Source organism: Desulfobacter sp. (assembly GCA_028768525.1).
GTDB lineage: Bacteria > Desulfobacterota > Desulfobacteria > Desulfobacterales > Desulfobacteraceae > Desulfobacter.
On sequence record CP054837.1, the window covers coordinates 1,084,276 to 1,111,033 of the forward strand.

At 56.7% G+C, this 26,758-nt stretch carries 23 protein-coding genes; 12 read left to right on the forward strand and 11 right to left on the reverse strand.

The features are described from left to right. Window positions 1-4: 4 nt before the first annotated feature. From HUN04_04905 to HUN04_04930, 6 genes are all read left to right on the forward strand, one after another. Window positions 5-571: a helix-turn-helix transcriptional regulator gene (locus tag HUN04_04905; GenBank protein WDP89100.1), complete on the forward strand. Its 567-nt coding sequence runs from the start codon at window positions 5-7 to the stop codon at window positions 569-571. Between the two features lie 132 nt (window positions 572-703). Then, window positions 704-1,156 carry a GNAT family acetyltransferase gene (locus HUN04_04910; GenBank protein WDP89101.1) on the forward strand — a complete coding sequence of 151 codons (453 nt, stop codon included), beginning with the start codon at window positions 704-706 and terminating at the stop codon, window positions 1,154-1,156. A 137-nt stretch (window positions 1,157-1,293) separates the two neighbouring features. Continuing rightward, window positions 1,294-1,950 (forward strand): penicillin-insensitive murein endopeptidase, encoded by a 657-nt coding sequence (locus tag HUN04_04915; protein WDP89102.1) that lies wholly within the window; start codon window positions 1,294-1,296, stop codon window positions 1,948-1,950. Between the two features lie 78 nt (window positions 1,951-2,028). Then, window positions 2,029-2,451, forward strand: a complete 423-nt coding sequence (locus tag HUN04_04920; protein ID WDP89103.1) for a hypothetical protein — start codon at window positions 2,029-2,031, stop codon at window positions 2,449-2,451. A 166-nt stretch (window positions 2,452-2,617) separates the two neighbouring features. Then, a complete protein-coding gene (locus HUN04_04925; GenBank protein ID WDP89104.1) occupies window positions 2,618-3,355 on the forward strand; it encodes a TetR family transcriptional regulator in 738 nt (245 codons plus the stop codon). Continuing rightward, the gene (locus tag HUN04_04930; GenBank protein ID WDP89105.1) at window positions 3,348-4,652 is read left to right on the forward strand and encodes an AarF/ABC1/UbiB kinase family protein; all 1,305 of its coding nucleotides are present in this window, start codon (window positions 3,348-3,350) and stop codon (window positions 4,650-4,652) included. The genes HUN04_04925 and HUN04_04930 overlap by 8 nt, the downstream gene beginning before the upstream one ends. 47 nt (window positions 4,653-4,699) lie before the next feature. Here the strand turns inward: HUN04_04930 and recD are convergent, their stop codons facing one another. From recD to HUN04_04980, 10 genes are all read right to left on the reverse strand, one after another. Then, window positions 4,700-6,703, reverse strand: coding sequence for an exodeoxyribonuclease V subunit alpha (gene recD / locus HUN04_04935; protein WDP89106.1), 2,004 nt, complete (start codon window positions 6,701-6,703; stop codon window positions 4,700-4,702). Continuing rightward, window positions 6,700-10,398, reverse strand: a complete 3,699-nt coding sequence (gene recB, locus HUN04_04940; GenBank protein ID WDP89107.1) for an exodeoxyribonuclease V subunit beta — start codon at window positions 10,396-10,398, stop codon at window positions 6,700-6,702. The genes recD and recB overlap by 4 nt, the downstream gene beginning before the upstream one ends. Window positions 10,399-10,431: 33 nt before the next feature. Further along, window positions 10,432-13,917 (reverse strand): exodeoxyribonuclease V subunit gamma, encoded by a 3,486-nt coding sequence (gene recC / locus HUN04_04945; GenBank protein WDP89108.1) that lies wholly within the window; start codon window positions 13,915-13,917, stop codon window positions 10,432-10,434. Between the two features lie 83 nt (window positions 13,918-14,000). Beyond that, window positions 14,001-14,462 (reverse strand): hypothetical protein, encoded by a 462-nt coding sequence (locus HUN04_04950; protein ID WDP89109.1) that lies wholly within the window; start codon window positions 14,460-14,462, stop codon window positions 14,001-14,003. 102 nt (window positions 14,463-14,564) lie between these two features. Next, the gene (locus HUN04_04955; GenBank protein WDP89110.1) at window positions 14,565-15,086 is read right to left on the reverse strand and encodes an adenine phosphoribosyltransferase; all 522 of its coding nucleotides are present in this window, start codon (window positions 15,084-15,086) and stop codon (window positions 14,565-14,567) included. A 66-nt stretch (window positions 15,087-15,152) separates the two neighbouring features. Continuing rightward, on the reverse strand, window positions 15,153-15,899 hold the full coding sequence (mtnP, locus tag HUN04_04960) for an S-methyl-5'-thioadenosine phosphorylase (protein WDP93168.1): 747 nt from the start codon (window positions 15,897-15,899) through the stop codon (window positions 15,153-15,155). 352 nt (window positions 15,900-16,251) lie between these two features. Further along, on the reverse strand, window positions 16,252-17,046 hold the full coding sequence (locus tag HUN04_04965) for an SAM-dependent chlorinase/fluorinase (GenBank protein ID WDP89111.1): 795 nt from the start codon (window positions 17,044-17,046) through the stop codon (window positions 16,252-16,254). Between the two features lie 12 nt (window positions 17,047-17,058). After that, complete coding sequence (locus HUN04_04970) at window positions 17,059-17,478, reverse strand: hypothetical protein (protein WDP93169.1); 420 nt, start codon at window positions 17,476-17,478, stop codon at window positions 17,059-17,061. A 35-nt stretch (window positions 17,479-17,513) separates the two neighbouring features. Next, on the reverse strand, window positions 17,514-18,476 hold the full coding sequence (locus HUN04_04975; GenBank protein WDP89112.1) for a 4Fe-4S dicluster domain-containing protein: 963 nt from the start codon (window positions 18,474-18,476) through the stop codon (window positions 17,514-17,516). Between the two features lie 28 nt (window positions 18,477-18,504). Further along, on the reverse strand, window positions 18,505-19,065 hold the full coding sequence (locus HUN04_04980) for a thioredoxin fold domain-containing protein (GenBank protein WDP89113.1): 561 nt from the start codon (window positions 19,063-19,065) through the stop codon (window positions 18,505-18,507). Between the two features lie 251 nt (window positions 19,066-19,316). Here HUN04_04980 and HUN04_04985 point away from each other — a divergent pair, with 251 nt between their 5' ends. Beyond that, a complete protein-coding gene (locus HUN04_04985; protein ID WDP89114.1) occupies window positions 19,317-19,676 on the forward strand; it encodes a DsrE family protein in 360 nt (119 codons plus the stop codon). A gap of 46 nt (window positions 19,677-19,722) precedes the next feature. On the opposite strand, the gene HUN04_04990 is transcribed toward HUN04_04985, so the two are convergent. Continuing rightward, on the reverse strand, window positions 19,723-21,138 hold the full coding sequence (locus HUN04_04990; GenBank protein ID WDP89115.1) for a sigma 54-interacting transcriptional regulator: 1,416 nt from the start codon (window positions 21,136-21,138) through the stop codon (window positions 19,723-19,725). A 279-nt stretch (window positions 21,139-21,417) separates the two neighbouring features. Here HUN04_04990 and HUN04_04995 point away from each other — a divergent pair, with 279 nt between their 5' ends. From HUN04_04995 to HUN04_05015, 5 genes are all read left to right on the forward strand, one after another. Further along, the gene (locus HUN04_04995; protein WDP89116.1) at window positions 21,418-22,518 is read left to right on the forward strand and encodes a sulfurtransferase; all 1,101 of its coding nucleotides are present in this window, start codon (window positions 21,418-21,420) and stop codon (window positions 22,516-22,518) included. 45 nt (window positions 22,519-22,563) lie between these two features. Then, window positions 22,564-22,914 (forward strand): cytochrome c family protein, encoded by a 351-nt coding sequence (locus HUN04_05000; GenBank protein ID WDP89117.1) that lies wholly within the window; start codon window positions 22,564-22,566, stop codon window positions 22,912-22,914. A gap of 64 nt (window positions 22,915-22,978) precedes the next feature. Continuing rightward, window positions 22,979-24,616: a tetrathionate reductase family octaheme c-type cytochrome gene (locus HUN04_05005; GenBank protein WDP89118.1), complete on the forward strand. Its 1,638-nt coding sequence runs from the start codon at window positions 22,979-22,981 to the stop codon at window positions 24,614-24,616. Window positions 24,617-24,619: 3 nt separating this feature from the next. Then, window positions 24,620-25,264, forward strand: a complete 645-nt coding sequence (locus tag HUN04_05010; GenBank protein WDP89119.1) for a cytochrome b/b6 domain-containing protein — start codon at window positions 24,620-24,622, stop codon at window positions 25,262-25,264. Between the two features lie 197 nt (window positions 25,265-25,461). Beyond that, the gene (locus HUN04_05015; protein ID WDP89120.1) at window positions 25,462-26,679 is read left to right on the forward strand and encodes a transporter substrate-binding domain-containing protein; all 1,218 of its coding nucleotides are present in this window, start codon (window positions 25,462-25,464) and stop codon (window positions 26,677-26,679) included. The last annotated feature ends 79 nt before the right edge of the window (window positions 26,680-26,758 follow it).

Sequence of the window (26,758 nt, forward strand, 5' to 3'; positions counted from 1 at the left end):
CCCCATGGATGAAAAAAGCATTTCCCGGAACATTAAAAAATTGAGAACCCAAAAAGGGATGACCCTCCAGGACCTGGCCGACCGAACCGGGCTGACCAAGGGCTACCTCTCCAAGGTGGAGCGGGCCCAAAAAGCCCCCCCCTATTCCACCCTGACCAAAATTGCCACCGGCCTAGGCGTGGAAATCACCACCCTTCTGGCCGGCGGCGCCCCGCCCAGAGATGTCCGGCTCTTTTTAAGCCGGAAATCCGACCGGGAAATCATCCGGGAAACCGACCAGTTCGCCGGATACGACTACGAAATCCTGGCCGAAGGCAAGGCCGGCAAAAACATGGAGCCCTTCATCATCCACGCCCCCTGGGAGATCACCCGGACATACACCCACGAGGGAGAGGAGACCATCTACGTCATGGAAGGCCAGTTGGAATTCCACTACGGGGAGGAGGTGATAGTTCTCAATGCCGGGGACAATATCTACTTCGACTCCATCGTCCCCCATGTGGGAAAAAGCGTCGGCAAAACGAAGGCAAAACTCCTGGTGGTCATCTATTTTTACAAACGCCACCATTGAACAATGACATAGAACCAACTTTAGAGTGGCGTTTTTAAACACCTTGATTTTATTTTATTTTTCATATTATCATTTTTTATAGTGAATACCCGCTAACCAGTCATGTGCAGCATTCCGATCAGGGATTAAAAGATGAAATACGAAATCACAGAATTCGATAATTCAAAACACAGGGATCAGGTCATTTCTTTGTGGAAAGAGGTGTTTGGCTACGAAGCCGCCCATAATGCACCGGATCTGGTAATCGACAAAAAAATAAATTTTGGTGACGGCCTGTTCTTTGTTGCAGGGGATGGCCGGGATGTGATCGGCACCGTTATGGCCGGCTATGACGGGCACCGGGGCTGGATATATTCCATTGCAGTGTCGCCGGCCCATCAAAATAAAGGTTTGGGGTCTGCACTGCTCTCCCATGCGGAAAAAATGCTCTTAAAAAAGGGCTGCATGAAAATTAATCTGCAGATCATGGAAGGCAATGAATCTGTGGAAAAATTCTACCTTTCCAATGGTTATCAAACCGAAAAGAGAATCAGTATGGGAAAGCGGTTGCCGCAAAATATAAAAACCACAGAACCAAAGGTTTGAAAGGGGCTTGGGTTAGGTTGCGTTTTTTTGAAAACATCTGGCGCACCACTTCCGTAAACCAGGAGCCGGATGCAAATAAGAATTTGGTAAACCCATTAAAAGCACTATTTATCACAACGCTTTTCCTGGTCCTTTCAATGCCGCCTGCAATAATTGCAGAAGAGTCAACCTGCTTTGGCACGACCTCAAATGGCAGGCTTGAAAACGGATGCAGGCTGCCCTATTCGGGACAGAATTTTAAGGCTTACAGCCGGATCGGCCCAGTCCTGGGACGGACATACGTTCACTGCAAGGTATCGGAAATTATCCTGGCCTCCTACAAGTCATTAAGCCGGAAGCATCCGGAAACGGTTTTTGTATACGGAGAAACGGGGTGGGCCTCCGGGGGCCGGTTCAAGCCGCACAAGACCCACCAAAACGGATTATCCGTTGATTTTATGGTGCCGGTCAAAAATAAATCCGGAAAATCCGTGCCGCTGCCCACCCATGCCCTGAACAAATACGGTTACGGCATTGATTTCAACGCAAATGGGTTTTGCAAAGAACTTGGACTCTCCATTGATTTTGACGCAGTTAACGCCCACATTTTATCATTAAAACAGGTAGCCGATTCACATAAGGTCAGAATATGGCGGGTAATTTTTGCCCCGGATCTCCAGCCCCACCTTCAAAAGGCAAAGGGCTGGGCATTGATAAAGGGAAAGGTATCTTTTTCAAAAAAACGGTCCTGGGTCCGGCATGATGACCATTACCATGTCGATTTTGACATCCCGTGCAACCCCATGGCCAAATAATGATTGGGCGGGGTAATTGGGCCACCAATGGGTTGCCAATAAGTGTAGTAAATAAGTGTAGTAAATAAGGGGGGAGATATGTTAAATGCCATTTTTTTATCACCCATACTTCCGGCAGTCGTATTCACACTTTACGAGTCTTACCATATGCTGCACCGGCCGGATATGATCTATATCCCTGTTCTTTTTGAACTTCTCTTTTTCGGCGTGGGCTATCTGGCTTACGGCCTGGCAAATGCCATTATCATTGTTCCCCTATGTATGGGATTAACCCGGCTGACACCGAGTCCGGCAGCCGGAACTGCATCATCCATTGCCATGGCAGTCATCATGACCGTCACAGCGTACTACACCGGCTTGTTGGGCAATAAACCCTCAATTATCCATGAGGCATTTATTCTCGGTATATTTGTCCCCATTTGCCTGTCAGCCATGGCATCCTTCTATTTCATCGCGAAACATCGTCAAAAGCCCCCCAAAAAGCCAGGTACAGATCACTGACCCGGCCGTTATTTGGACGAAGACCGGCCGCCCCCTTAACGACGCTGTCCCTGGAACTACCCAATGGGATTTTTTTATTTGACTTTTATACATAACGACTATACTTTAAATTAAAAATATCTTTATTTTATAGATATATAATCCCATTAACTCAGGGAGGGCGGCCATGAAGATTTCAAAAGCCAAGAAACAGGAAAACAGGAGCAATATCATCCAGGCCTTTGCCGACCTGGTCATAGAAAAGGACCTGAAAACCGCAACCATGAGGGATGCGGCCCGGAAGGCCGGCCTGGGGGACGCCACCATTTATAATTACTTCCCCACGAAAGAGGCCATCGTCTACGGGTATTACGAAGATAAACTGGAAGAAGCCGTTTCAGGGTTGAAGGCCATCCCGGATTTCAATGAATTCACCTTCCAGGAGCAGCTCCAGACCTTTTTCGAAACCCTGCTCACCCTCTATACAGCGGACCGGGAATTTCTGGATAAAACCTTTAAATCCGCCTTTTTCACCCTGAGCCAGCAGCAAAAACGGCTCCGCCCGGTGAAGGACAAGTATACGGCCGTGGTCAGGGATATTTTCGAGGCCGCCGTGGAGGCAGATGAGATCCCGGACCAGGTCTTCATGGACATCATCATCCAGGTTTACTGGGAGTTTTACCTGGGGCTTATCATCTACTGGCTGGGGGATGACTCAGACGGGTTCCACCGGACCAGCGTCCTCATGGACAAGAGCCTTGACCTCTCCTGTTCCGCCATCCGGGCCGGGATCGCCAACAAGGTCTTTGACATCGGTCTTTTCCTGTTCAAAAACCATGTGCTCTCCCGCATGGACCGGTTCGGAGACCGGGTGGAGGCCCTCCACGGCATTAAACGCAAATTCATGGAGAAGAGCCGTGAATAGCGACATCCCCCGGGGCAAGCTCTCCCGGACCCTCTCCTCGGGCAGGATCGCCGCAAAAATGGGAAAAAACCAGGTGAAGTACTGGCTGAAAAAACCCTTCCTCAACGGGACGGATACGGACAGGGCCAAACAGGACCTGGCGGCGGACAACGCCAGAACCCTTTTTGACGGCCTGGCCATGCTCAGGGGAACGGCCCTGAAGGCCGCCCAGATGCTCAGCCTGGAAACTGAGTTTTTCCCCAAAGAATTTCAAAAGGAACTGGAAAAATCCTATCACCAGGTCCCCCCCATCAACCGGGCCCTGGCACGGAAAATCATCCAGAACAATTTCGGCCGGCCCCCGGAAGCCCTGTTTGATTCCTTTGATTCAACCGCCTTTGCAGCGGCCAGCCTGGGCCAGGTGCACAGCGCCCGGGCCGCCGGTGAAGGCAGCGCCCTGGCCGTAAAAATCCAGTACCCGGGGATCCGGGATACCATTTCCAATGACATCCGGATGCTGAAAACCCTGGTCTACCCCATGACGGAATATGAAATCCTGAAAACCGCCCTGGATGAGATCGAAACCGTATTGGTACGGGAAACCGATTATACACAGGAGGCGGAACACCTGGAATTTTTCAGGCAGCACCTGGACATTCCGGGGGTGCGTATCCCCAAAGTCTACCCGTCCCTTTCCACCGACCAGGTGCTGACCATGTCACGGCTTCAGGGACGGGTTCTCAGCGACTGGCTGGAAACCGGCCCTGACAGGGAGAGCAAAACCCGGGTGGGCCAGACCCTCAACAATATCTTTGTCAAAGGATTTTACGAGTTGAACCTCATCCATGCCGATCCCAATCCGGGGAATTTCCTGATCACGGACGACCTTGCGATCGGGCTGCTGGATTTCGGGTGTGTCCGGGCCTTTGAACCGCGGTTCATCCGCCTGTACAAAAAACTGGTGCGCATGGCCGGCCACAAGGACTTGGAAACCTTCCGCAGCCTGCTCATGGAGCTGAATTTCATCTCTCCGGATCTGGACCGGGCCATCCAGGATGAAATGGCCGGCCTCTTCCGGGACATGGCCGGCTGGTACGGCCGGTTGTTCATGGAAGAAACCTTTGATTTCGGGGCCCACCCGGACTTCATGGAAAAGGGGAAGAAACTGGGCCTGCGCATGCACCATTTTTCCAAGCACATCCACCGGATCAACCCTGAATTCATCTTCCTGGACCGGACCCGCTACGGACTGATCCGGCTGTTCGAAAAAATGGGGGTCTGCCTGAAAATGCAGAACCCCCATGAATTCTGCGCTTAATCCGATGCCGCAGCCTTCCCGGCTGATGCGCCTTGGCGGTGCCCCGTCTATTGTGGGGCCGGTGCACCTGCCCTGAGCAGATCCCCCAGCCCCGAGGCCCGGTGGGTCCGCTGGGCCACGGCCCGGGAGAGGATCTCAGGATTTGGCCCGGCCAGGGTGAAAAAGGAGCGGGCCCGGGTAATGCCGGTATAGACCAGCTCCCGTGTCATCACCGGGCCCATGCTGCCGGGCAGCACCAGGGCGGTATGGTCAAACTCCGAGCCCTGGGACTTGTGCACGGTCATGGCAAATACCGTTTCCACCGCTTCAAGCCGGGAGGGAAGCACAAGTTTTGGTTCGCTGCCGGCCGTGGGAAAGACCACCCGCAGCACCCGGGCACCGGGATACCGTTCATCCTTTACCTCAAGGGCAATGCCGATATCCCCGTTCATCAAGCCCAGGCTGTAATCGTTGCGGGTTACCATCACCGGGCGACCGGGGTACCAGCCCCGTACAGCCGGGATACCGCCGGCTTCAAAAAGGATATCCGCAGTTGCACGGTTCAGCCCGTCCACCCCAAACTCTCCTTTTCGAAGGGGGGTGAGCAGCCTGAAGCGGTTAAATTGGTCCAGCACGGCGTTGAGCCAGTCCGTTTGAGAATCAAACCCGGCCGGCCCTTTGGCCATGGTGTCAAGATAGGCCCGGTATCCGGCCGGCCCCGGCGATTGGCTGGCAAAGGCCCCGGGGTTGCCGTCCAGTACCAGACGGCTGAAAACCGCAGCCCCGGATGAGGGCATTGCCAGCTTTGAAATATCTTCAAATCCCTTCTCCCAGGTCCGGTCCACCCCGGTTTCGTCGCCCCGGTTCACGGCCCGGGCCAGGGCCCCGATGCCGCTGTCATCATGGAAACGGTGGCTTTTTCTCAAGAGTACGATATGCTGGTCAAGGCCTGTGCCGGGCCCGGAAAAGCCCGAAATATCATATCCGGTGGCCTTTTTAACCAGCGCCGTTGTTTCCTTCCTGTACCCCGGTTTCCCCGCCGTGGCGCAAATATCCCCCAGCACCGATCCCGCCTCCACCGAGGCCAGCTGGTCCTTGTCACCCAGGAGGATGAGGCGGGCGCCCCGGGGCAGTGCCCCCAGCAGGGCGTCCATCATTTCAAGGTCAATCATGGAGGCCTCGTCCACCACCAGCAGGTCCAGATGCAGGGGATTTTCCCTATTATGGATGAAATGCCTGGAATCGGGCCGGGCCCCCAGCAGGCGGTGGAGGGTGGAAACCTCCGAGGTCATCTGTCCCCGGATATCCGCCGGCAGCCGGTCCAGGGCAGCGCCCATGGATTCGGTGAGCCTTGCGGCGGCCTTTCCCGTGGGGGCGGCCAGACGGATACGCAGGGGCCGCATTTCCTCTAAAGCCATGGACTGAAGCAGGGCCAGAATCTGAACCACGGTGGTGGTTTTGCCCGTCCCCGGCCCCCCGGAGATGACGCAGAAGGTGGAGGATGCGGCCACGGCAGCGGCAATGGTCTGCCAGTGGATCTCTGCTTTTTCTTTTTCAGCCTTTGTTCTCAGCCCTGAAAAGAGCCGGTCCAAACGGCCCGCCATATCGTCGGGAAGGGGCAGGCGGTTGCAGATACGGGCCAGGACAGCTTCGGACACCTGCCGGGTGTACCCCCAGAACCGGCGCAGATAGAGCCGGTCCCGGTTCAGCACCAGGGGGGCGGCATCCCCGTCTTTGCCCACCAGGGCCGAGTCCTCGAGGGCCCTGACCCATTGCCTTCGGGTCACCCCGGCCAGGATCTGGGAGGGCTTGGGCGGCATCTGCTCCCCGGTCTCTCCCTCCGGGGGAAGGGAAAGGGTGCCGTCGGGGTCGGCCAGGGCCACCTCTATATCCAGGCAGATATGGCCCCGGCCCAGCTGGTGGCTGGCCAGGGCCGCGGCCATGAGTACCAGGGCGCAGGCCCCGGGCTCCTGCCGGTGCAAAAAACCGGCAAAGGCCCGGTCCAGGGGCCTCAGCCATCCCCTGGCCGTCCAGGTCCGGATCAATTCTGTCAATGCATCCACCTCAATCATGGCCTCACCCCTTTTCTGAACATCCGGTCCAGCTCAATTATCGCATCCTTCGGCGGCTTGTGGGCGTAAATGCCCTGGCCTCCCCTTCCCACGCCCCGGAGAAACAGGTAGACAGCCCCGCCCACATCCCGGTCATAATCGTAATCCGGCAGCCGGGCAGTCAGCAGCCGGTGAAGGGCCAGGATATACAGCAGATACTGCAGGTCGTACCGGTGCCCCGCCATGGCATGGGCCATGGCAGGACCGTCATAGGCGGCCCCGGTATCTCCCAGGTGATTGGATTTGTAATCCAGGACAAAATAACGGCCCTGGGAACAGAAGACCAGGTCAATAAACCCTTTGAGCATACCGTTTACCCGGTCCCGCCTCAGGGCCGGCCGCGGAATGCCGGGCAGCACGGTGCCGGTAACCAGCCGGTCCAGTCTGTGGATCTCCACCCCGTGGGCCGGGAACATGAACTCCATTTCCGCCCGGCACAGCGCCCGGGTGAAATCCGCCAGGCGGATACCGGCCCCGCCCCCTTCTCCGGCGGGAAATCCTTCTCCCATGTCAAAATCCAGCAGCGCCATGAACCAGTCCGTGAGTACCCCGGACCAGTCTTCCCAGCCCCGCCGGGTGCAGCGGCGGGTAATTTCATCCAGCACCATGGGCCGGTCCCGGGACACCCTGTCAAAGCCGCTTGCCGCCGCCCATTCCAGAATATCATGGAGAAATGTCCCCGGTTCCGGCCCCCTGGGAAAGGTGTGGATGGACCGGGCGCCGGCGGCCACGGCCACGGCCGTCCCGGCCTCACCGCCGGTTTCCATGAGCTGGTCCTGGGAAGGGGTATCCGGGGAAGGGGCGTCCCCGGCCACGGGCGCCGGGCCATGGCTTTCCATGGCCGCCCCGGCAAGGATTCCGGAATAGGAGGTAATCCGCCAGTTACGGGGAATCCGGCCGGTAAATTTCCTGGCCGGTCCGGGCACCGGCTCCGGTCCCCCTCCGCCGGCAATATCATCCGGGACATCGGGCAAGGGCGACACCTCGATATCCCGGCACTCCCCCCTGGCATCGGCCAGCAGGCCGGCAAGATCATCTGTTTTTATCATCTGGCCGCCGGCCAGCAGGTGGCCCACGGCGGACTGGTGAAGGTCGGTGGTTTCCCCTTTTTTGGTGGTTTTGCCCATGACACCCATCCCCAGCCAGCAGGCGTGGCAGGCACGGGTCAGGGCCACATACAGCATTCTTAAATCTTCGGCCAGCCGTTCCCGGTCGGCCCGGGCCAGGGCATCGCCGTCGGGATTCACCATTTTCTGCAGCCGTCCCCCATCGTCATGAAACCTTGCCACGGCCGTGTTCCGGGCGGTGGTTTTCCTGAAGCTGCAGATAAAGGGAAGAAAGACCAGGGGATATTCCAGGCCCTTGGATTTGTGGATGGTCACCACCTGCACCAGTTCTTCGTCGCTTTCCAGGCGAATGATCTGTTCGTCTGCACCGGCCGTGGGGGTCTCAATCCTATCGGCAAGCCAGCGGAGCAGCCCCTGCTCACCGTCCAGGGTGGCGGCTGCGGCCTGGAGCAGTTCGGCCAGGTGGAGGACATTGGTCATCTGCCGTTCCCCGGAACTGCCGCCCCGGGAATGGATACCCACATTGAAACCGGCCAGCAGGGCCCGGACCATGGGCAGTACCCCCCGGGTGTGCCAGATATGGCTTAAGGTTTTGAACCGGTCAAGCTCCTCCTCCCATACGGTTTCATCCCGGTTCAGCAGGTCCAGCCGCTCAAGGGGGAGATTGAGCAGGGGAACGGCCAGGGCCGCCCGCAGCAGCCGGTCATCCCCCGGCCGGGCACAGGCCCGGAGCAAATGGAGCAGCGACAGCGCCTCGGAAGTGGCGAACACCGACTCGCTGTCAGACAGATAGACAGACCGAACCGTGCAGGCGGCCAGGGCCGTCCGGACCGCCGCCGCCTCACGCCCGTCCCGGACCAGTACGGCAATATCCGAAGGCCGGAGGGGCGCCACGGTGCCGTCCGCCTGACGGAACCCGGTGCGGCAGGGCTGCTGGGCCCCCTGGCGGATCAGCCCTGAAATTTCGATAGCGGCGGCCCGGGCCATCCGTGTCACATACCCCTCGGGCCCGGTCTTGGCCACAGGCCCGTCCTGGTCCATCAGCCACAGGGTCATGGGCGTCTGGACGGTGTCCCGGGCCACAAAGACCTCGGACCGGCCCTGTACCGCCACCTGTTCAAAGGGAATCTGATCCTTAAATAAAAAGGCACCGTCCTCGAATCCGGTGGCCCGCCGGAACAGCCGGTTCACCGCCCCCACCATGCCCGTGGCTGACCGGTAATTGGTATCCAGGGTAAACCGGCGGCCCCGGGTATCTGTCCTGGCTGTGAGATAGGTATGGATATCCGCCCCCCTGAAGGCGTAGATGGCCTGCTTGGGATCCCCGATCATGAAAAGGCCGGTTTCCGGCTGGTTTGGATAAACCGTGGAAAAGGTATGATATTGGACCGGATCGGTATCCTGGAATTCATCGATCATGGCCACTGGGAACTGCTCCCGGATCACCCGGGCAAGTCCCTGGGAGCCGCCCAGGGAAAGGGCCTGGTCCAGGCGGGTGAGCAGATCGTTGAATCCCATCCGGGACAGCCGTTCTTTTTGTTCATCCACCCGGCGCCGGATGCCTGCCGCGGCATGGCAGACCAGGGCCGTCCTGATATCCAGGCCCCCAAGGGTTTCAATCAGCAGATCCAGGGCATCATAGGCCGGATGGGCCGGCGGCACCTTTCCCTTGGCGGCCCCGGCAGCCAGCCCAGCCGAGGAAAACTTTTCCAGGGCCTGGGCCTCGGGCAATGGGCCGTTGTCATTCACCCACAGTTCCATGGCACGAGTCCACTTTTCCAGGGAGGGCTTCCGGTACTTGTTGTTATTTAACTCCTTTTTCGCCCTGGCCGCCTCCACCTGGGCGGCCGCCCTTTCAAAATCCTCTGCCCATGCCTGCCTGGCCCGGTCAATGGCGGCGCAGCGTTGTTCCATCATCCCGAAGGGGTCCGCCCCCAAATGTCGTTGCCCCTCCCCGGCCTGCCCGCCTCCCTCATCATTGACCAGGGGGCGTACCCGTGCCAGAAGGTCCTGGGGGGTAGAAATGCCTGCCACGGACATGAATTCGGAAAGCGTCCGGCCATCCAGCGGATAAAAATGTGACCGCCAATAATCGCATGCCGCGGACTCCAGAAGGTCATCGTCGCCCGGGGCCAATTCCAGGTCAAAGAGGCAGAGGCTGTCAAAGGCATGCTGGCGGAGCATGCGCTGGCACCAGCCGTGGATGGTGTGGACGGCGGCCTCGTCCATCCACTGGGCGGCCCGCTCCAGGCGCAGGGCCATGGCCGGACGGCTTTCAGGCCCATAGTCGCCGCGCAAGGCCTCAAGAAAGGGATCGCCCTGCCCTACTCCCCTAAAAAAGGCGGCGGCCTGGGTGAGGCGGCTGCGGATCCGCTCCCGCAGCTCCTCGGTGGCGGCATTGGTAAAGGTCACCACCAGGATCTCGGGCGGGGTCAGGGCACGGGGAAACCGGTTTTCATCTGTGCCGTGGCCCAGGACCAGGCGCAGGTAAAGGGCGGCAATGGTATAGGTTTTACCGGTGCCGGCACTGGCTTCGATGAGCCGGGTGCCGTGTAGGGGAAAGGTCATGGGATTCAGGGGATGGACCATGTTCAGCGCTCCTGCCTCAACAAAAATCGTTATTCAATTGCTCACCGCCCGGGCCAGGGGGGCGTAAAGGACCCTGCAAAGACGAGTAAACTCATTATCAAATGCCGCCCAAAGTTCCTCAAATCCCGGGTATACCCGCCGAAGACACGGATCATACCCCAGTTCCCCGGAAAAATTAAACCCGTCCCCCTCATAGGCTTTGAGGGCGGCCATACGGGCCTTTTCCCCGTCCGCGTCCAGGCGGGCGGCATAGGCCAGCCCGGTTTTGGCGGTAATGGGGAGGGGCAGTGTCAGCCCCCGGAGCCATTCCCGGGCAATATCGCTAAGATAGCCCAGGGCCTCGGGCCCCGGCAGGGGCGGCAGCACAATCCTGTCCTCCGGGGTGACCAGAACGCTTTCCAGGGGGGCACCCGCGGCAGAGCCCGCCAGGTGCCTGATCCACAGCCCCACCAGGGTGTGGAGTTGCTCCGGTTTCATTCCCCGGCCCGAAACGGGTTTGGGGTAAAATTCCCACCGGCCCCGGCATATCTTGTCGCCGGCACCATGAATCCGGTCCAGCCAGTCGTCCAGGGCCACGGTCCGGCCGTCCCCGGTCGCCAGGGCCAGTGAAATCTCCAAGGGGTCGCAGGCATGGGGCCATTGGTCCCTGAGTTCATGGTGGTGGTCGAGCATCCGGTTTACCGGCCGCAGCAGTTCCTTTGCCGCCAGCCTGCCGAACCCGGCCATGGGCAGTTCCCCCGTACGCATCATGCGCCGGGCCGCCCCTGCCATAGCCTCCCGGGCATCCCTGTCCGGGACGGCCAGGCCAGCGCGCAGCAGCCGTTCCCCCAGATTAAAGGGGGCAAGGCCGTCCAGGGCAAAGGGTTCCAGATCGCTGCAGCGGTCACCGCCCTCATCAAACCGGACGGAAAGCCGGCGGCCAAAAAAATAACGGACGGGATTTTTCATGAACCGGACCAGGTCGGCAAGCCCCGGGCCGGCAATTTCGCCCGGCGCTTCCAGGGGGACAACAGGTGATTTTTGCTCCCCCCCGGTATCCAGGGCCTTGCGCCACTCATGGGCATAGGTAAACACCTGCGGTGCCGCCCCGTTGAAATATTCCTTGCCGAACGGCTGGAGGGGATAGATGGTGGTAAGGCTGTCCCCAAGGGGCACCGCCGGGTCCCCCGCCATCTGCCAGCCCGCTTCCAGGTAATCCCGAAGCTGCCCCACCAGCACAGAGGGCATTCGCTCGCTGTTGTCCCGGATATTCCGGCCCACATAGGAAATATAGAGCCGGTCCCGGGCCGAAAGCAATGCCTCAAGAAACAGGTAGCGGTCGTCTTCCCGCCGGGACCGGTCTCCGGGCCGGTACATTCCCCTGCCGGCCATGAGGTCGAAATCAAGGGGGGGATGGCTTCTGGGGAACTCACCGTCGTTCATTCCCAAAAGGCAGACCACCCGGAATGGAATGGCCCGCATGGGCATCAGGGTCCCGAAATTGACCATGCCGGCCAGAAACCGTTGGGACACCCCTGCTGCCGCCATCTTTTCCATGACCAGTTCCCGGACCACTTCAAGGGAGATATCCTGGTCCAGTTCAGCCTGGGTGCAGGCGTCCAGCCAGTCATCCAGCACCTCTTCCAGGCGGTTGAGGGTAATCAAATCCCGGTCCTCGGACGCCCTAAAACAGGTCTGCACCATTTCCCTGATACGGGTGCACCATTGTGCCGGTGCCGCCGGCCTTCCCAGAATCTGCCTCAGGTGCTCCATTTCCCGGACCAGGTCGGATAGGGGCCCCACCAGGGCCGCGTCCAGCCCCCCCACCTCATCGTAGGGTTCAATGTCCGCCCAGGCCTCGCCCTGCCCCACGGCATAGCCCAGCAGCATCCGGTCCAGGCCGAAGGCCCAGGTGTTCTGGTCCAGCCCCCGGGGCATGCCGAAATCCTCCCGCTGGTCCGGGGTCAGCCCCCAGGAAATCCCGGCCCCCTCAATCCAGCGGACAAGGCGGGGCAGGTCCTCGGCACCAAGCCCGAAACCGGCCCTGAAGGCCGGCACCTCAAGCAGGTCAATAATTTCGCTTACCCCCATGCGGGAATCGGGAATAAAAAACAGTTTTTCAACGGCCGTAACCAGGGGCAGGCTTTCCCGGTCAGGCTTGTCCGCAATGGTAAAGGGAATAAACCTATCGTCATCGGCGGGCATATTGCCGAATACCGCCTCAATATGGGGGGCGTAGGCATCTATATCCGCAGCCATGACCATGATATCACCGGGTTTCAGGCCCTCAAGGGTTTCAAAATAGTGCAACAGCATATCCTGGAGGATTTCCACCTCCCGCTGGCGGCTGTGGGCTGCGGCAAACCGGATGGACGGGTCATCGGCCGCCACCATGGGCCGATGGTCGGGGGCCGGCGGCAGAGGGGTCAAATCCAGGACCGCCTGCTGGACCTGGTTGAGGAGCGGGGCCTGCTCGCCATCCCGTACAAAATCCTCAAACAGATCGATCTGGGGAAATTCCTTTTCATAGGTTTCAGGGGCGTCATAGCCGTAAAGCAGGCCGATATAATCCCTGCCCTGCTTGCCCCAGGCCGCCAGCAGGGGATTGGCGTGCTGGTGGAGCTGGTCCGGGCTCAGGGGGTCCGGCATGTCGGCCTTGGCCGGGTGGCGGGCATTGGAAATGCGCAGCAGGTCCCGGTCTTCAATAATATCGGCCCAGAAATGGCGGCAGGGATTCTGGACAAAAAGCAGCACCTGGCAGAGGCCGGAAACGGCGTGGAGGGTCTCAATGACCTGCCGGGGAAGGGAGGAGATGCCGAATACCATCACCCGGGGGGGCAGTGGGGAGGGCCGTGCGTCCCCAAGGGCCAGGGCCGCCTTCATAAAATTCTGGTGGAGATCGGAACGGCTGATCTGCCTGAGATGTTCAGGGATATCCGTCCTGATCCGCCGCCACAGTTCCGCCTGCCAGAGCTGGTCCCGGGGCAGGGCCATGGGCGGGCCTGCGATGCGGGCCAGCTGGTCCCGGCCTTTTCCCCAGTCCTCCAGCCAGTCCGCCCGGTAGACCTGGTACTGGTCAAAAAGATCGGCCAGGTGGGCGGCCAGCTGGCTGAGGCGCCGATCGCTCTCCCGGCCCTTATCCCCTTCAAGAAACCGGTTCAGGGGGGCAAAAACCGGTTCATCCCTTAAACCGGGCAGCAGGCGGAACAGCCGCCATTTGATCCGCTCCTTGTCATAGGGGGAATTTTCCGGGATATTATCCCCCAGCACCGCCCGGTAGGCGGTCCACACGTACCGTCCCGGCAGGTTCACCTCCAGCCCGGCACTGATGCCGCAGCCGCTGTCGTCGGCCAGGGCCAGCTTGAGCCATTGGGCCATGCCGTTACTCTGGACGAGGAACTGCTCTGTCTCCAGCACATCAAGGGGATGTGATTTTATCCATTCCACCACCACCTGGCGCAGGTGCTCAAGATGATTGGAATGGATGATGGACAGGCCGGGAGTGAGCCCCGGACGCTGCCCTGTATTCCTGGATGCCATGGTGCTCTCCTGAAAAGCGTCTAATTGGAATTGTAACGGGAAAGGCCCCCGGAAACCATCCCCGGCGGCTGTCCACCCGGCGGTTACCCGCCTAATGGGAATCGGGTTTCCGGCTTATAAGGGTTATGGACATTCACCTTTCGGGCGGCCTCATCGATTTCAATCGAAGTGGTATTGTAGTAGGAAAACCAGGTGCCCACCACCCGGCCCGAGGCACTGATGATCTCCTTGGCGTGCATGGCGGTGTGCCAGGGCTCAAGATTGCTCAAGTGCCCTATCTTGCGGTAAAGCTCTTCCCGGGATTCTATTCTGAACCAGAACCGGCCGGTAAAGGTATAGGACGGGTCAATGCCCACCACGGCATAGGGAAGTCCTTCCCGGCCGCAATAATAATAGGCGTGGTTTCCGGCCAGATTGCCGTCCCGGTACAGGTCCATGAGGCGGTTGCTGTGGACCAGGCGCCCCCAGCCGGCAGCGAAGCAGCCTGCCAGGCACAGACAGAGGACAGCAACAGCAATCCATCTGTGCATCATTATTTTCAACATTGCTCCCCCCCCATACGCGCGATTCTGTCCCAGCCGGGTCTGATTCGGTTGCAAACGGATGAGGGCCGGATCATCTCCGCCCCTCAGGCATGGGACGATTGATTACTCCCCGTCGAATTCGGTGATGCTGAACACCGGTACTCCGGGAATTCTTTCACGCCCGTTGAGATCGGGGAGTTCCACGATAAAGGCGCACTCCACCAGGTCGGCCCCCAGTTTTTCAACCAGTTTCACCGTAGCCCCAACGGTGCCGCCGGTGGCAATGAGATCATCCACGATTACCACCTTATCTCCTTCCCGGAGGGCGTCTTCATGGATCTCCAGGATATCTTCCCCGTATTCCAGGCTGTAGCCTTCCTGGATGGTCTTGTGGGGCAGTTTGCCCTTCTTGCGCACCGGCACAAACCCGATACCCAGTTGATAGGCCAGCACCGCACCGAATACAAAACCCCGGGCGTCAATACCCACGATCTTGTCCAGGCCCGAGGTCCTGTAACGGTCAAAAAGGATGTCGCAGGCCTCCCTGAAGGCGTCGGCATCCTGCATTAATGTGGTTAGATCCCTGAAAATCACCCCTTCTATGGGCCAGCCCGGAATGCTTCTGATGGTTTCTTTTAAATCCATGAATTATACTCGTCTCCTGTAAAAAATTAGCCGCTCTGTTCTTAAAAACGCGGCTCACAATCTGGTCTACTTTAAATATTTAACGGTCCTGACAAGCAGATCCTTTACATTGTCGGCGTTCTTGTTAAAAACCTCGAGGATTTCGTCCCAGGTCACCGGGGCCTCATCTTCCTTCCAGCAGTCGTAGTCCGTGGACATGGCCACGGCAGCGTAGGGAATGCCCGCCTCATTGGCCAGCATGGCCTCCGGGGCCGTGGACATATTGATCACATCCGCCCCCCAGAGCCGGAACATCTTGGATTCAGCCACCGTGGAAAACCTCGGGCCTTCAATGGTGACCACACAGCCTGTTTTATGGGCAACCAGTTCTAGCGCCTGGGCCGATTCATAGAGGTTCATCCTCAGATCATTGTCAAAGGGATGGGCCATGGCCGTGTGCACGGCACCGTTTTCAAAGGTGTCGGCAAAGGTATTTTTCCTGAACCTTGTAAAATCAATGAACTGGTCCAGAATGACAAAATGGCCCCGGTCGATTTTGCGCCGAAGGCTTCCGCAGGCCGTTGTCGCCAGAATATGGGTGGCGCCGGCCGCTTTCAGGGCTTGAATATTGGCCCGGTTGTTCACCTGGGTGGGGCTGTACTGATGGCTGCGGCCGTGCCTTGCCAAAAGCAGCACTTCGGTCTCCCCGATGCTGCCCGTCATCAATGTTGACGAGGGAGGCCCATAGGGCGTATTGACCTCTACTTCCTTTGGATTCTTCAGAATATCAGGATCATCCAGTCCCGATCCGCCGATGATACCGACCCGCATTATCTTATCTCCTTGCATTTATATACTATAAACAGCACATCTTTATACTAAATTCCATCCGCTACCACAAACCATCACGCTTATCAAGCATAAGATGGCAGTCCAAAATTTTATATAGAGGCGAATCCCCCCATGTGGAAATCGTTTTCAGGCTCGACCATGTTGGTATATCCCCCTTCGTACCGGATCCTGCCCGTTTCAGACCTTCTGACCTCCCAATACCTGAAAAGGGTTCGACGCCAAGGATATACGAATCAAACTCATATTCCATGAACACAAAAATCCGCCCGGCGGCACCTGAGAAAAAAACGGAAGAAACAAGGAATTCACGGATGATTCGGACGGCCGGGCAGTATCACTCCCGGCACAGCAGAAACCGGTCCATGACGCCGGCATCCAGAGAGCGGGCCGCACTGCCGTTTTTCACGGCAACTTCCATGTATCCCGAAGAACCGGCGAGAAGGAAAGGGGCATCGTCCGGCGCCTCACCATAGGCCGGATAGGCATCGGTGATGCAGATCCCCCCTGCTTCAAGGAAAAACCCCTTTTTGCAGAAGGCCTTGAATTCCTCGGGGGTCAGGTTCAGGGTGAGGTTGCCGAAGCGGTCTTCATCCAGCACCGTAAGCCTGAGCCCGCCTTTTTCCGGTTCGACCCGGGGAATCTCCAGGGCCGCCGGCCGGGACAGGGTAGTGCCCATGTCGGCCATGGAACGGCCCCGCCACAAATGGGCGGCGGCAGGGGCAAAAATATCCCTGGCATGGAAGGTTTGAGAAACCCGGGGCAGATGATAATCCGGATTGTCAAGGCAGACGCAGTTCTCAATGCCGCTGGCCGCAGCAGACGGCCAGAGCAGGCCGTTGTCCGGGCCCACAAAATAAAAATCACGGGTGCTGATGGCCAAGGGGCTTCGGTCCGTTCCCACCCCCGGGTCCACCACGGCGCAGAACACCGTGCCCCTGGGGAAATAGGCCGCGGACCGATACAGGGCAAAGGCACCCTGGAAAACATCCTGGGGGCGGAGCTCATGGGTCAGGTCAATGATGTGGGCATTGGGTGCAATCCCCGCTACCACCCCCTTCATGATGCCCACAAAAGGGTCCCGGTATCCGAAATCGGTGAGCAGGACAATGGGAGGCCGTTGGTTATCCATTACCCTGCCCTGTTAATGCATCCAAGGTTTCCGGGCCACCAGGGTGAATGCAGATACGGCCAGCAGCGCCATGCACAATCCCAGATGGGTAAGGTTCATCACATAAATGGCCATATGGGAAAAATGGATGCCGGGCAGATTCCGGACCACCATGATGGCGCCGGATATGACCAGCCCCAGGATAATCGCCCCCTTTGCCCGGCCCCAGAAAGTCAGGCTTGACAGGCCCTTTCCACTAACGGCCAGCCGGGTAACGGCATATCCCCCCAGGGCCAGGAGCACCGAAGCCATGATATAATGGAGACTGTGGGTGATGTAAAATTTGGCAAGCCAGCCCAGCCCCGGGATATCGGCGATATAATAGCGTTTGAATATGGGCATCTGGGCAAATCCGCTCAAGGTGATAAAGAGCAGGGTCAGTCCGTAAATCATCCCCGGCAGCCTGGATGCTGCGGCCCTTTCCTTTTTCATGACCGGTCCTCCTTGATCCGCTTATAGTACTTTCCAAAGGCAGCGGCGGCCCCGGCAATGGGGGCGATAACCATGGCCCGGGCCAGATTGCTCCCCTGGGCCATCTTGTCTTTCACCGGCTTCATATGGGGTTTGCCCTTGCCGGTTTCAAATGTCAACCGGTCAAAGGGCACCGGAGAGATATAAATGGTGTTTGTCCCCCCGTTTTCTGCCAACCCGTACAAATATCCGTTCATTTCCTTGGCCCGTTTTTTTGCCAGTTCAACCATCTCGGATCTGGGGCCGATGGTCTGGACCTCTTCGGGGCAGGCCTCGATACAGGCGGGTTGCTCCCCCTTCTCCAGTTTCTGGTAACAGCGGTCGCACTTGTACATGACGCCGTTGCCGGCCAGGCTGGGCAGGATATCCAGATAGAGGCCCACCCCGGTCTGGCGCTGGGGCACATCCCAGGGGCAGACCGCCTTGCATTTGGAACCGCCCAGGCAGATATCCGAATCAATCCTGGAAAGGCCGTTGGCTTCCTGCTTGGCCGCCCCCCAGGGGCAGAGCTTGACGCAGGGGGGATTATTGCAGTGCATGCATCTTCTGGGGATGGTCAACTCCATCTCTTCGCCGTCCACCTCTGCTGAGGCATGCTGGATGAAGAGCCAGTTATAGGGGGTGAGCCGGTCCGTGACCTCCCTGCGGTCCGACCAGTCCTGAACCGGCACCCGATCCGGATACATTCTGGGAAAGGGTTTCTCAGGTTCGGGGAATTTTTCTGCATTGGATTCCCTGCAGGCATATACACACTCCTCGCATCCAACGCATTTGCTGATATCAATCACCGTGACCAGGGGCTCAACAGCATCGGCTGCGGCCGCCTGTGCGGCTTTTGCCAGGGGAAGGGAGCCGGCGGCAACACCGGCTGCCGAAAGCGAACCCTTTAAAAAGGCACGCCGTGACATTGTTTTGGACATTTTTTCTTGGCCTTTTTTGTTTGGGAAATTACCCGTTTTTCATAAATTCTCTAAAGTCCATGGTGGTATAGCTTTTGGTGTGGATGTATTCCAGGATCTTGAGCAGCTGCCCGGCCTCCACAAACCCCGGCATCTGGTTGATCTTTTTGCCGTCGGGCGCCAGGAACCACATGGTGGGCAGCCCGCGCACCCGCCATTCCTGGGCAAGGGCCTGGTTTACATCGGTATTGACACTGATGCTGACAAAGTTTTCATTCAGATAGGATTGAACCTTTGCATCCCTGAAGGTGGTCTTTTTCAGCTTGGTGCAATAGGTACACCAGGGGGCATGGAAATAAAGGAAGATGCTTTTGTTCTCCTCCCTGGCCCTGGCCATTCCCGGGGTAAAATCCTTCCACTGGATGCCCCCCGTCTGGATTTCCTGGCCGGTTGCCGCCTGGACCGGGGCAGAGCCTTCAAAAACAGCCTGCCGGGTCTGTGACGCATGTTCTGGCCGGGCCGTTTCTTTTGATTTGTTAGCGTTGTAACCGTAAATCCCACCCGCAATCATCACAATCAATACGGCAACCAGCACATTTTCTTTTCTCATTATCTTTCCTTTAATCCTTCCTTTCAAACCGTTCCCCGGGGAACGCAACCATGGGCATGCTAAACAGCATCAATGACATAGGCAGCAAAAAAGATGCCAATATCCAAAACAGGTTATAGATTATCATAAAACCATCCGTTTAAAAAGAGAGTACCACAATGTGGATTTACAGATTGATCAAAACTGTCTTATGAGGGTAGGACGTTTCCCAAACCGCCGCTTTCCGCGGCCCTACAAAAAAGGAGAAAACCATGAGCGACAATGTAGTCATTACCATTGCCTGCGGAACCGACAACCCCAACCGGGCCACCCGCGGCCTTTTCCTGGCCGCCGTTGCCCAAAAAAAGGGGAAAAACGTAACCGTATTTCTCCTGGATGACGGGGTGTACCTGGCCAGGCAGGGCGCCTGCGAATTTATCAGGGCGGCCACCGGCGATTCTGCAGACGATTCCCTGGCCCACCTCCAGGCCCACGGGGTTCCCATCCTGGTCTGCACCCCCTGCGCCAAGGCCAGGTTCATTGAGGAAGAAGACCTGGCCGACTCCTGCCGCATGGCCACGGCAGCCGAACTCATTGATGCGGCCTGCGAGGCCACCTGCATCAGCCTGTAATCCCGGCGGTCCCCTTTGAACGGCGGCGGAACCGTTCCCGCCGCCGTTACCCGGGTTGAATGGTAACGTTATACTTCTTCATCCGCTTCCACACCGTAATCCTTGAGACCCCCAGCAATTTCGCCGCCCGGGTCTGATTCCCCCCGGCCTGCTGGAGGGCGGCAATAAGTTCGCTGCGCCGGCTGTCCCGGATGACCACGGTGGTGCTGCTTTGATCTGCCATGGCTGCAGGGACGGCGGGTTCCATGCCTCCCTGTGTTCCCGGCCCGGCATCCCCCCTGCCATGGTTGAGGATCTTTTCCGGAAGGTGTTCCGGCCGGACTCCCTTTCCCCGGGCAAGGACAAAGGCATATTCAACCGTATTCCTCAATTCCCGGATATTGCCCGGCCAGGGATAGGAAACCATGAGACGCATGGCCTCTGGGGTGAACCCCAGGATATCCTTTCCTGTTTTTTCGGCATGGATGGTTATAAAGTGCTGAATCAGCAGGGTGATATCGTCCCGGCGCTTTCGCAACGGCGGACAGGTCAGGGGAAAAACGTTGATCCTGAAAAACAGGTCCTCCCTGAACCGTCCCTGGTCAATCATCTGTTCCAGATTTTTATTGGTGGCGGTGATGATCCGGACATCAATGGGAATGGACCGGTTCTCTCCCACCCGCTGTATGGTCCGGTCCTCCAACACCCTGAGCAGCTTCACCTGAACGGCCAGGGGTATGTCGCCGATTTCATCAAGAAAAATCGTCCCCCGGTGTGCCGCTTCAAACCGGCCGGCACGGTCGCTCTCCGCACCGGTATAGGCTCCCTTGACATGGCCGAAAAGCTCGCTTTCCAGAATACTTTCGCTCAGGGCCGCGCAGTTCACCTTTATAAAGGGTTTTCCGGCCCGCTTTCCGGTTTCGTGGAGGGCTTTGGCAACCATCTCCTTGCCCGTTCCGCTCTCCCCTAAAATCATCACCGGGGTATCCAGAACAGCCACGCTCTCAATGTGTTCGTGGAGATTCATCATCACCTGGGTCCGCCCCACGATCCCGTGGAATCCGTCGTCAACATGGTACATCCGGCGGATGGAGGCCAGCTCGTTTTTATAATTGATGTTCTCGGAAATATCCTTAAGGGTTTCCACGGCCCCTAGAATCTCCCCGTCCGCCCCGTAAAGGACCCTGGCGGTTTTCACAATGGGAATGGTTCGGTTGGAAGCCGAGGTGATAACACATTTTTTATCCCTGACCCGGCCGGCTGAAAAGAGCCCGCACCAGTTTTTACCCGGGCCCAGCCCCACAATGTTACACCCCGTGCAATTGAGCAGGCGGCAGGACCGCCCCCGCAGTTCCTCCTCGGAATACCCGGTGAGCAACTGGGCCGAATGGTTTGCCGCGATAAAATCACCGTGGGCATCCACAATAATGATTCCCTCCTGGACCGAATCAATTATCTCCCGCCATTGTGAACCGATATCCATAATTCTGTTTCCCTGTAGTTAACCTAAGTATACAAGAATTTAACACATGGTTAACACAAAAGCAACTCATCCCCCCTTCCCGCCCCAGAAAAAGATTGCGCAACAAGCATATATCCTTTAATATAAGCGCGTTATCTTCAACCCCGTTATCTTACATTCACTTGGCATACCCCTTGCTATTATCTAATAGCCGGCTGCTGAAAACGGCCGGATATAATTGCGGTTAAAAGGGATGGCGCATATCCCTGCACATAATAAACCCTATATTAAGGAGTTAACATGGAAACGAAAAAAAACAGATCATTGGCCTTAGCCCTGGCTGCGCTTGTTTTCGCCCTGGCCTGGATGCTTACGGCGCCCCCGGCCCAGGCCAAGGAACCCTGGATGTTCGACGATATCGTAGAGGTGGATTTCCTCATCTCGAAAATCTCAGTGCCCATGGACGAGGATGTGATGATCATTGACGCCAGGCCCTATAAGCCGAAATACGTCAAAGGCTTCATTCCCGGTGCCGTGAGCATCCCCTTTTCAGAATTCGATAAAAAAAAGGACATGCTGCCTGAAAACAAAAATGCCCTGCTTATTTTCTACTGCGGCGGCCTCAAGTGCAAACTGAGCCACAAATCAGCGAAAAAAGCGGTGGCCCTGGGTTATACAAATGTAAAAGTCTTTGCCAAGGGGTTTCCTGAATATAAAAAGCAGCCCGGTGCGTATCCGGCGGTGACCGCAGAATATGTGGCCGCCCAAATTGCAGAAAACAAAACCCTGATCGTTGATGCCCGGCCCCAGAAGGCAAAATTCAATAAAGGCCATATTCCCACGGCCATCAATATTCCCTGGTCCCAGTTTGAAGAACTCAAAGGAAAGCTGCCCAGGGATCTTGAAACCCCCATTATTTTCTACTGCGGCGGCCTCAAATGCAAACTGAGCCACAAATCAGCGGCCAAGGCCAAGGTCATGGGCTATAAAAACGTTGCCGTATTCACCCGGGGGTATCCCAACTGGAAAAAGATGTTCGGCCAGGATGCCGCTGCCGTGGCAGTCAAGGCCGGAGACGTGGAAGGCTCCATTGACCTTGACCGGTTTAAAAAAATCATTGCCGAGTCCCCCTCCTCCATCCTTCTCATAGACGCCCGGGACCCGGATGAATTCGCCAAGGGCAGGTTTAAAACCGCCGTCAACATTCCCACGGAAAAACTGGAGCCCAAAATCAAGGACCTTCCCTCTGACAAACCCATTGTATTTGTCTGCTCCACCGGTGCCAGAAGCGGGGAAGCCTACTACATGGTGAAAGATGTCCGGCCTGAACTGGAAGTCTACTATGTGGAGGCCACCATTGATTTCAAAAAAGACGGATCATACACCATCAAGAAAAATTAAAGCAATTGAATAAACCATACTGAATCAACCATAAGGAGAACTTAAATGTTTAAGAAAACGATTATCACTGCCGCTCTGGTATTTTTCACCCTTGGGTCTGTTGCCCTAACCTTTGCCGGTGAGGGGCCGGGGGGGAATAAAAGAAAAGGGAAATATACCTACCGGAAACTGGTCAAGGCCTGCTTTGAGCGTGGGGCCGTAGATTCGGCTTCCCCCAAGGTGAGCCCGGCCGATAAAAAAATGGCCGAATGGAAAACCATTTTTGAAGGCAAAGACTTTTCCGCCTTCGGCTGCGATGAAGAATGGGCCAATGCCTCTGACAAGGATATTCTGGATATCTACTCCTATTTTTACTCCTTTGCGGCAGACTCCCCCACCCCGGCGACGTGTAAATAAACTGGATTAATTGCCCTGTGCTGCACCGCAGCACAGGGCGGCGATTATCTATAAGGAAGGCGCAATGGGAAACAAGACAGCCGGATTATTCCTGGCACTGATTACGGGCCTTGCTCTGGTCATGGGCCAGGCCACCGTCGCCCCGGCGGCAAACCAGCCCCGGACCAAGGATGAGGCGCTGGGCATCAAATTGGCAAAACTGGCAAAACAGGCCGTAAAGGCCAACAAGCACTGGACGACCACGGATCATTCCAAAATTAAAGCACTGGACCAGGACTTCACCTCGGGCAGCCAGATCACCCAGGCCTGCTTGTCCTGTCACACCGATGCATCCATGCAGTTTGAAAAAACCATCCACTGGACCTGGAAGGTGGAGTCGGAAAAGCCGGGGATAATGAACGGCAAGGCCGGCCATGCCGTAAACAACTTCTGCATTTCAGGCAACGCAATGGAAGACAAGGGCTGCCTGGGCTGCCACGTCGGCTGGAACGGCATAAAAGAAGAGGTGAACTGCCTGAACTGCCACGGCGGAGAAAAATTCAACTACAAGGAAGCCTTCTCCGACATCCAGGCGTTTATGGAAGATGACGATCCTGAAACCCAGGAAATTGTCAAGGAGCTCCAGGGCGAGATTAAAAATGCTGTCAAAAACATCACCATGCCCCAGCGGAACCATTGCGGGGAGTGCCATTTCAAAGGCGGCGGCGGCGACGGGGTCAAACACGGCGACCTGGACACCTCACTGGCCAAACCCAATAAGATGCTGGATGTCCACATGGCGGCCGAAGGGGCGGATTTCACCTGCGCCAGATGCCACACCACGGTGAGGCACAACATTGCCGGCCGACTTTACACCCGGCCGGCCTCGGCGGAACGCAAAAGCCTGATCCAGGATGACATGGCCACCAAAATCACCTGCGAGTCCTGCCACGGCACCCTGCCCCACAAAACCGAATCAAAAATGAATGACCACGTGGACAAGGTGGCCTGCCAGTCCTGCCATATCCCCGAATACGCCCGGGTCAACCCCACCAAAATGTGGTGGGACTGGACCAAGGCCGGAGACCTCAGGGACGGGAAGCCTTACGTGGTAAAGGGAGAATTCGGCAAGCCCACCTATAAATCCATCAAGGGCGAATTCAAATGGGAAAAGAACGTCAAGCCAGAATACTTCTGGTACAACGGGTCCTTTTCCAACACCGGCATCAAGGATAAAATCGATCCGGCCCAGATCGTCAAAGTCAGCCAGCCCATGGGCAGCCGGCTGGATCCCGATTCCAGAATCCACCCATTCAAGGTCCACCGGGGCAAACAGCCCTACGACAAGATCAACAAACAGCTTGTGGCCCCTATGCTATCAGGGCCCAATGGATTCTGGACCACCTTTGACATGAAAGATGCCATCACCCGGGGCAACAAGGCATTGGATGTTCCCTTTTCAGGAGAGTTCGATTATGTGGAAACCACCTATGCCTTTCCCATCACCCACATGGTGGCCCCTGCCGAAAAGGCCATGGCCTGCAAGGAGTGCCACATCCGTGACAACTCGCGGCTGGCCAAAATCACAGGTATCTACCTGCCGGGAAGGGATAAAAACAATTTCATTGACGGCATCGGTATCATCGCCGTTCTCGGCGCCTTCGGCGGAGTGGCCCTCCACGGCCTGGGGCGGTTTTTCACCCGGAACGGAAAGGAGGATTAAAACATGAACGACCGCAACCTGATAAAAGTATACCTTTATACCCGGTTTGAGCGTCTCTGGCACTGGTTCCAGGCCCTGATGATCTTCATTTTGCTCATCACAGGCTTTGAGGTTCACGGGACATACACCCTCCTTGGGTTTAAAACCGCGGTAACCGTCCACAACTTTGTGGGGCTTTCCTGGCTGATTCTCTTTGCCTTCTTTGTATTCTGGCTTTTGACCACCGGCGAATGGAAACAGTATATTCCCACCACCAAAAAGCTGTTTGATGTGGTCCTCTACTATGCCTACGGCATTTTCAAGGGGCAGAGCCACCCGGTGCAAAAATCCAAGGGGGCAAAACACAACCCCCTGCAGCGCATTGCCTATCTTGGGATTTCGGCCATGCTTCTCCCGGTGCAGATGGCCACGGGCCTGCTTTACTATCTGTATAATGTGGTACCCGGCGGCCTGGACCTTTCCATCCTGGCCGTGGTCCATACCCTTGTGGCCTTCCTGTTGGTCAATTTTCTGATCATCCACCTGTACATGACCACAACCGGCCATTCCCTGTTCAGCCATATTTCAGGGATGATAACAGGGTGGGAAGAAATTTACGAAACCACCAAGATTCAGGAATGGGAAAACAAAGCCACCAAAAAAAACTGAGCACTGCATCCTATTAGCATCCTCCGAAAATTACGTTTTAAAACCGCTGTCTCCCGCATGGGAGGCGGCGGTTTTTTCATATTGGAAATAAAAGAACAATTAATTTGTAGAACACCTGTATTTATTCTATAATTATTCAAATCAAAGGTTGCAGTTCCTGTTAACGCGTTTAAAACCACCAATATTTCCATACAAAGATGCATGATTTATACAAATCGCTGAGCACCATACATCGGGCCCTGTGCCTGGCCCTGGTTACACTGGGTATCGCGGTATTTCCATGCAAAGGGGAAAGCCAGTCCTTAACGCTGTTCCCTGACAGTCTGCATCTCACCCCCGGGGAGATGGCCTGGGTGAAATCCCATGAAAAAATAATCGTCGCCGGACCCAAGGCATTTCCTCCGTTTCACTACTATGACGAACAGGGCAAGCTAAAAGGAATCGCCGCAGATTACCTTTTCACCATCATGGACCGGCTGGGTATCCGGTCCACGGCCACCGGTCCCATCCCCTGGGACCAGGTGCTGGAAAAGGCAAAATCCGATGAAATCGATCTGATCCCCTGTATCGCCATATCCGAAGACCGAAAGAGCTATCTGGATTTTTCCCATCCCTTTCTCTCCTTTCCCCTGGTGATTTTCAGCCTAAAAGACGCCCCCTTCATCGGCGGGATCGAGGACCTCCACGGCCGGACCCTGGCAGTGATAGAAAAAAACGTCACCCAGACCTGGCTGAAGCGGGACAGCGTTGATTATATCCCCTATCCCGTAGCATCCCCCCGGCAGCGCCTGGAAGCCGTTTCCCTGGGCCGGGCCGAAGCCGGTATCGAAAACCTGGCTGCAGCGACCTACATCATCCAGAGATACGGGCTGACCAATATTAAAATTGCCGCCCCCACCCCCTACGGCAACTACAACCTTTACATGGCCGTGGGCAAGAACAGGCCCGAACTGCTGGGCATCATCAACAAGGTGATGGAACAGATTACGCCGGAACAAAAGATAACAATCCGGAACAAGTGGCTCTCTCTCAGATATGAACACGGCCTGAGGCCTGCCGATATCATAAAATGGATATTGGCGGTAACCGCGGTCTGCGGTGCCATCCTGGCGGTGATCCTGAGTGCAAATGCCAAACTTAAAAAGGAAATTGGGGCAAGGAAAAAGGCCATGGCGGAATTGGAGGAGGCTGCTGCTGAAATCAAAACCCTGGAGGGCATTGTCCCCATCTGCTCATCCTGTAAGAAAATCAGGGATGACAAAGGATATTGGAACCGCCTGGAGGCTTATATTGAAAAACATTCCCAAGCCTCGTTCAGCCACAGCATGTGCCCGGAATGTACCCAAAAGGCCTACGGGAAGGAAGACTGGTATATCAAACGGAGGACTGCAGAAAAAAAAGGCGCGGGACAATAGTTTTTCACAAAGTTGTATCAAAACAACCAACACACTCTTGTATCACATCCATTTTCCCGATACAGCTGTTTTCCCCCGC

Coding starts and splice junctions, on each gene's coding strand:
- HUN04_04905 (WDP89100.1), top strand. CDS start 5: ATGGATGAAAAAAGCATTTCCCGGAACATTAAAAAATTGAGAACCCAA.
- HUN04_04910 (WDP89101.1), top strand. CDS start 704: ATGAAATACGAAATCACAGAATTCGATAATTCAAAACACAGGGATCAG.
- HUN04_04915 (WDP89102.1), top strand. CDS start 1,294: ATGCCGCCTGCAATAATTGCAGAAGAGTCAACCTGCTTTGGCACGACC.
- HUN04_04920 (WDP89103.1), top strand. CDS start 2,029: ATGTTAAATGCCATTTTTTTATCACCCATACTTCCGGCAGTCGTATTC.
- HUN04_04925 (WDP89104.1), top strand. CDS start 2,618: ATGAAGATTTCAAAAGCCAAGAAACAGGAAAACAGGAGCAATATCATC.
- recD (WDP89106.1), bottom strand. CDS start 6,703: ATGATTGAGGTGGATGCATTGACAGAATTGATCCGGACCTGGACGGCC.
- recB (WDP89107.1), bottom strand. CDS start 10,398: ATGGTCCATCCCCTGAATCCCATGACCTTTCCCCTACACGGCACCCGG.
- recC (WDP89108.1), bottom strand. CDS start 13,917: ATGGCATCCAGGAATACAGGGCAGCGTCCGGGGCTCACTCCCGGCCTG.
- HUN04_04950 (WDP89109.1), bottom strand. CDS start 14,462: ATGTTGAAAATAATGATGCACAGATGGATTGCTGTTGCTGTCCTCTGT.
- HUN04_04955 (WDP89110.1), bottom strand. CDS start 15,086: ATGGATTTAAAAGAAACCATCAGAAGCATTCCGGGCTGGCCCATAGAA.
- HUN04_04965 (WDP89111.1), bottom strand. CDS start 17,046: ATGGATAACCAACGGCCTCCCATTGTCCTGCTCACCGATTTCGGATAC.
- HUN04_04970 (WDP93169.1), bottom strand. CDS start 17,478: ATGATTTACGGACTGACCCTGCTCTTTATCACCTTGAGCGGATTTGCC.
- HUN04_04975 (WDP89112.1), bottom strand. CDS start 18,476: ATGTCCAAAACAATGTCACGGCGTGCCTTTTTAAAGGGTTCGCTTTCG.
- HUN04_04980 (WDP89113.1), bottom strand. CDS start 19,065: ATGAGAAAAGAAAATGTGCTGGTTGCCGTATTGATTGTGATGATTGCG.
- HUN04_04985 (WDP89114.1), top strand. CDS start 19,317: ATGAGCGACAATGTAGTCATTACCATTGCCTGCGGAACCGACAACCCC.
- HUN04_04990 (WDP89115.1), bottom strand. CDS start 21,138: ATGGATATCGGTTCACAATGGCGGGAGATAATTGATTCGGTCCAGGAG.
- HUN04_04995 (WDP89116.1), top strand. CDS start 21,418: ATGGAAACGAAAAAAAACAGATCATTGGCCTTAGCCCTGGCTGCGCTT.
- HUN04_05000 (WDP89117.1), top strand. CDS start 22,564: ATGTTTAAGAAAACGATTATCACTGCCGCTCTGGTATTTTTCACCCTT.
- HUN04_05005 (WDP89118.1), top strand. CDS start 22,979: ATGGGAAACAAGACAGCCGGATTATTCCTGGCACTGATTACGGGCCTT.
- HUN04_05010 (WDP89119.1), top strand. CDS start 24,620: ATGAACGACCGCAACCTGATAAAAGTATACCTTTATACCCGGTTTGAG.
- HUN04_05015 (WDP89120.1), top strand. CDS start 25,462: ATGCATGATTTATACAAATCGCTGAGCACCATACATCGGGCCCTGTGC.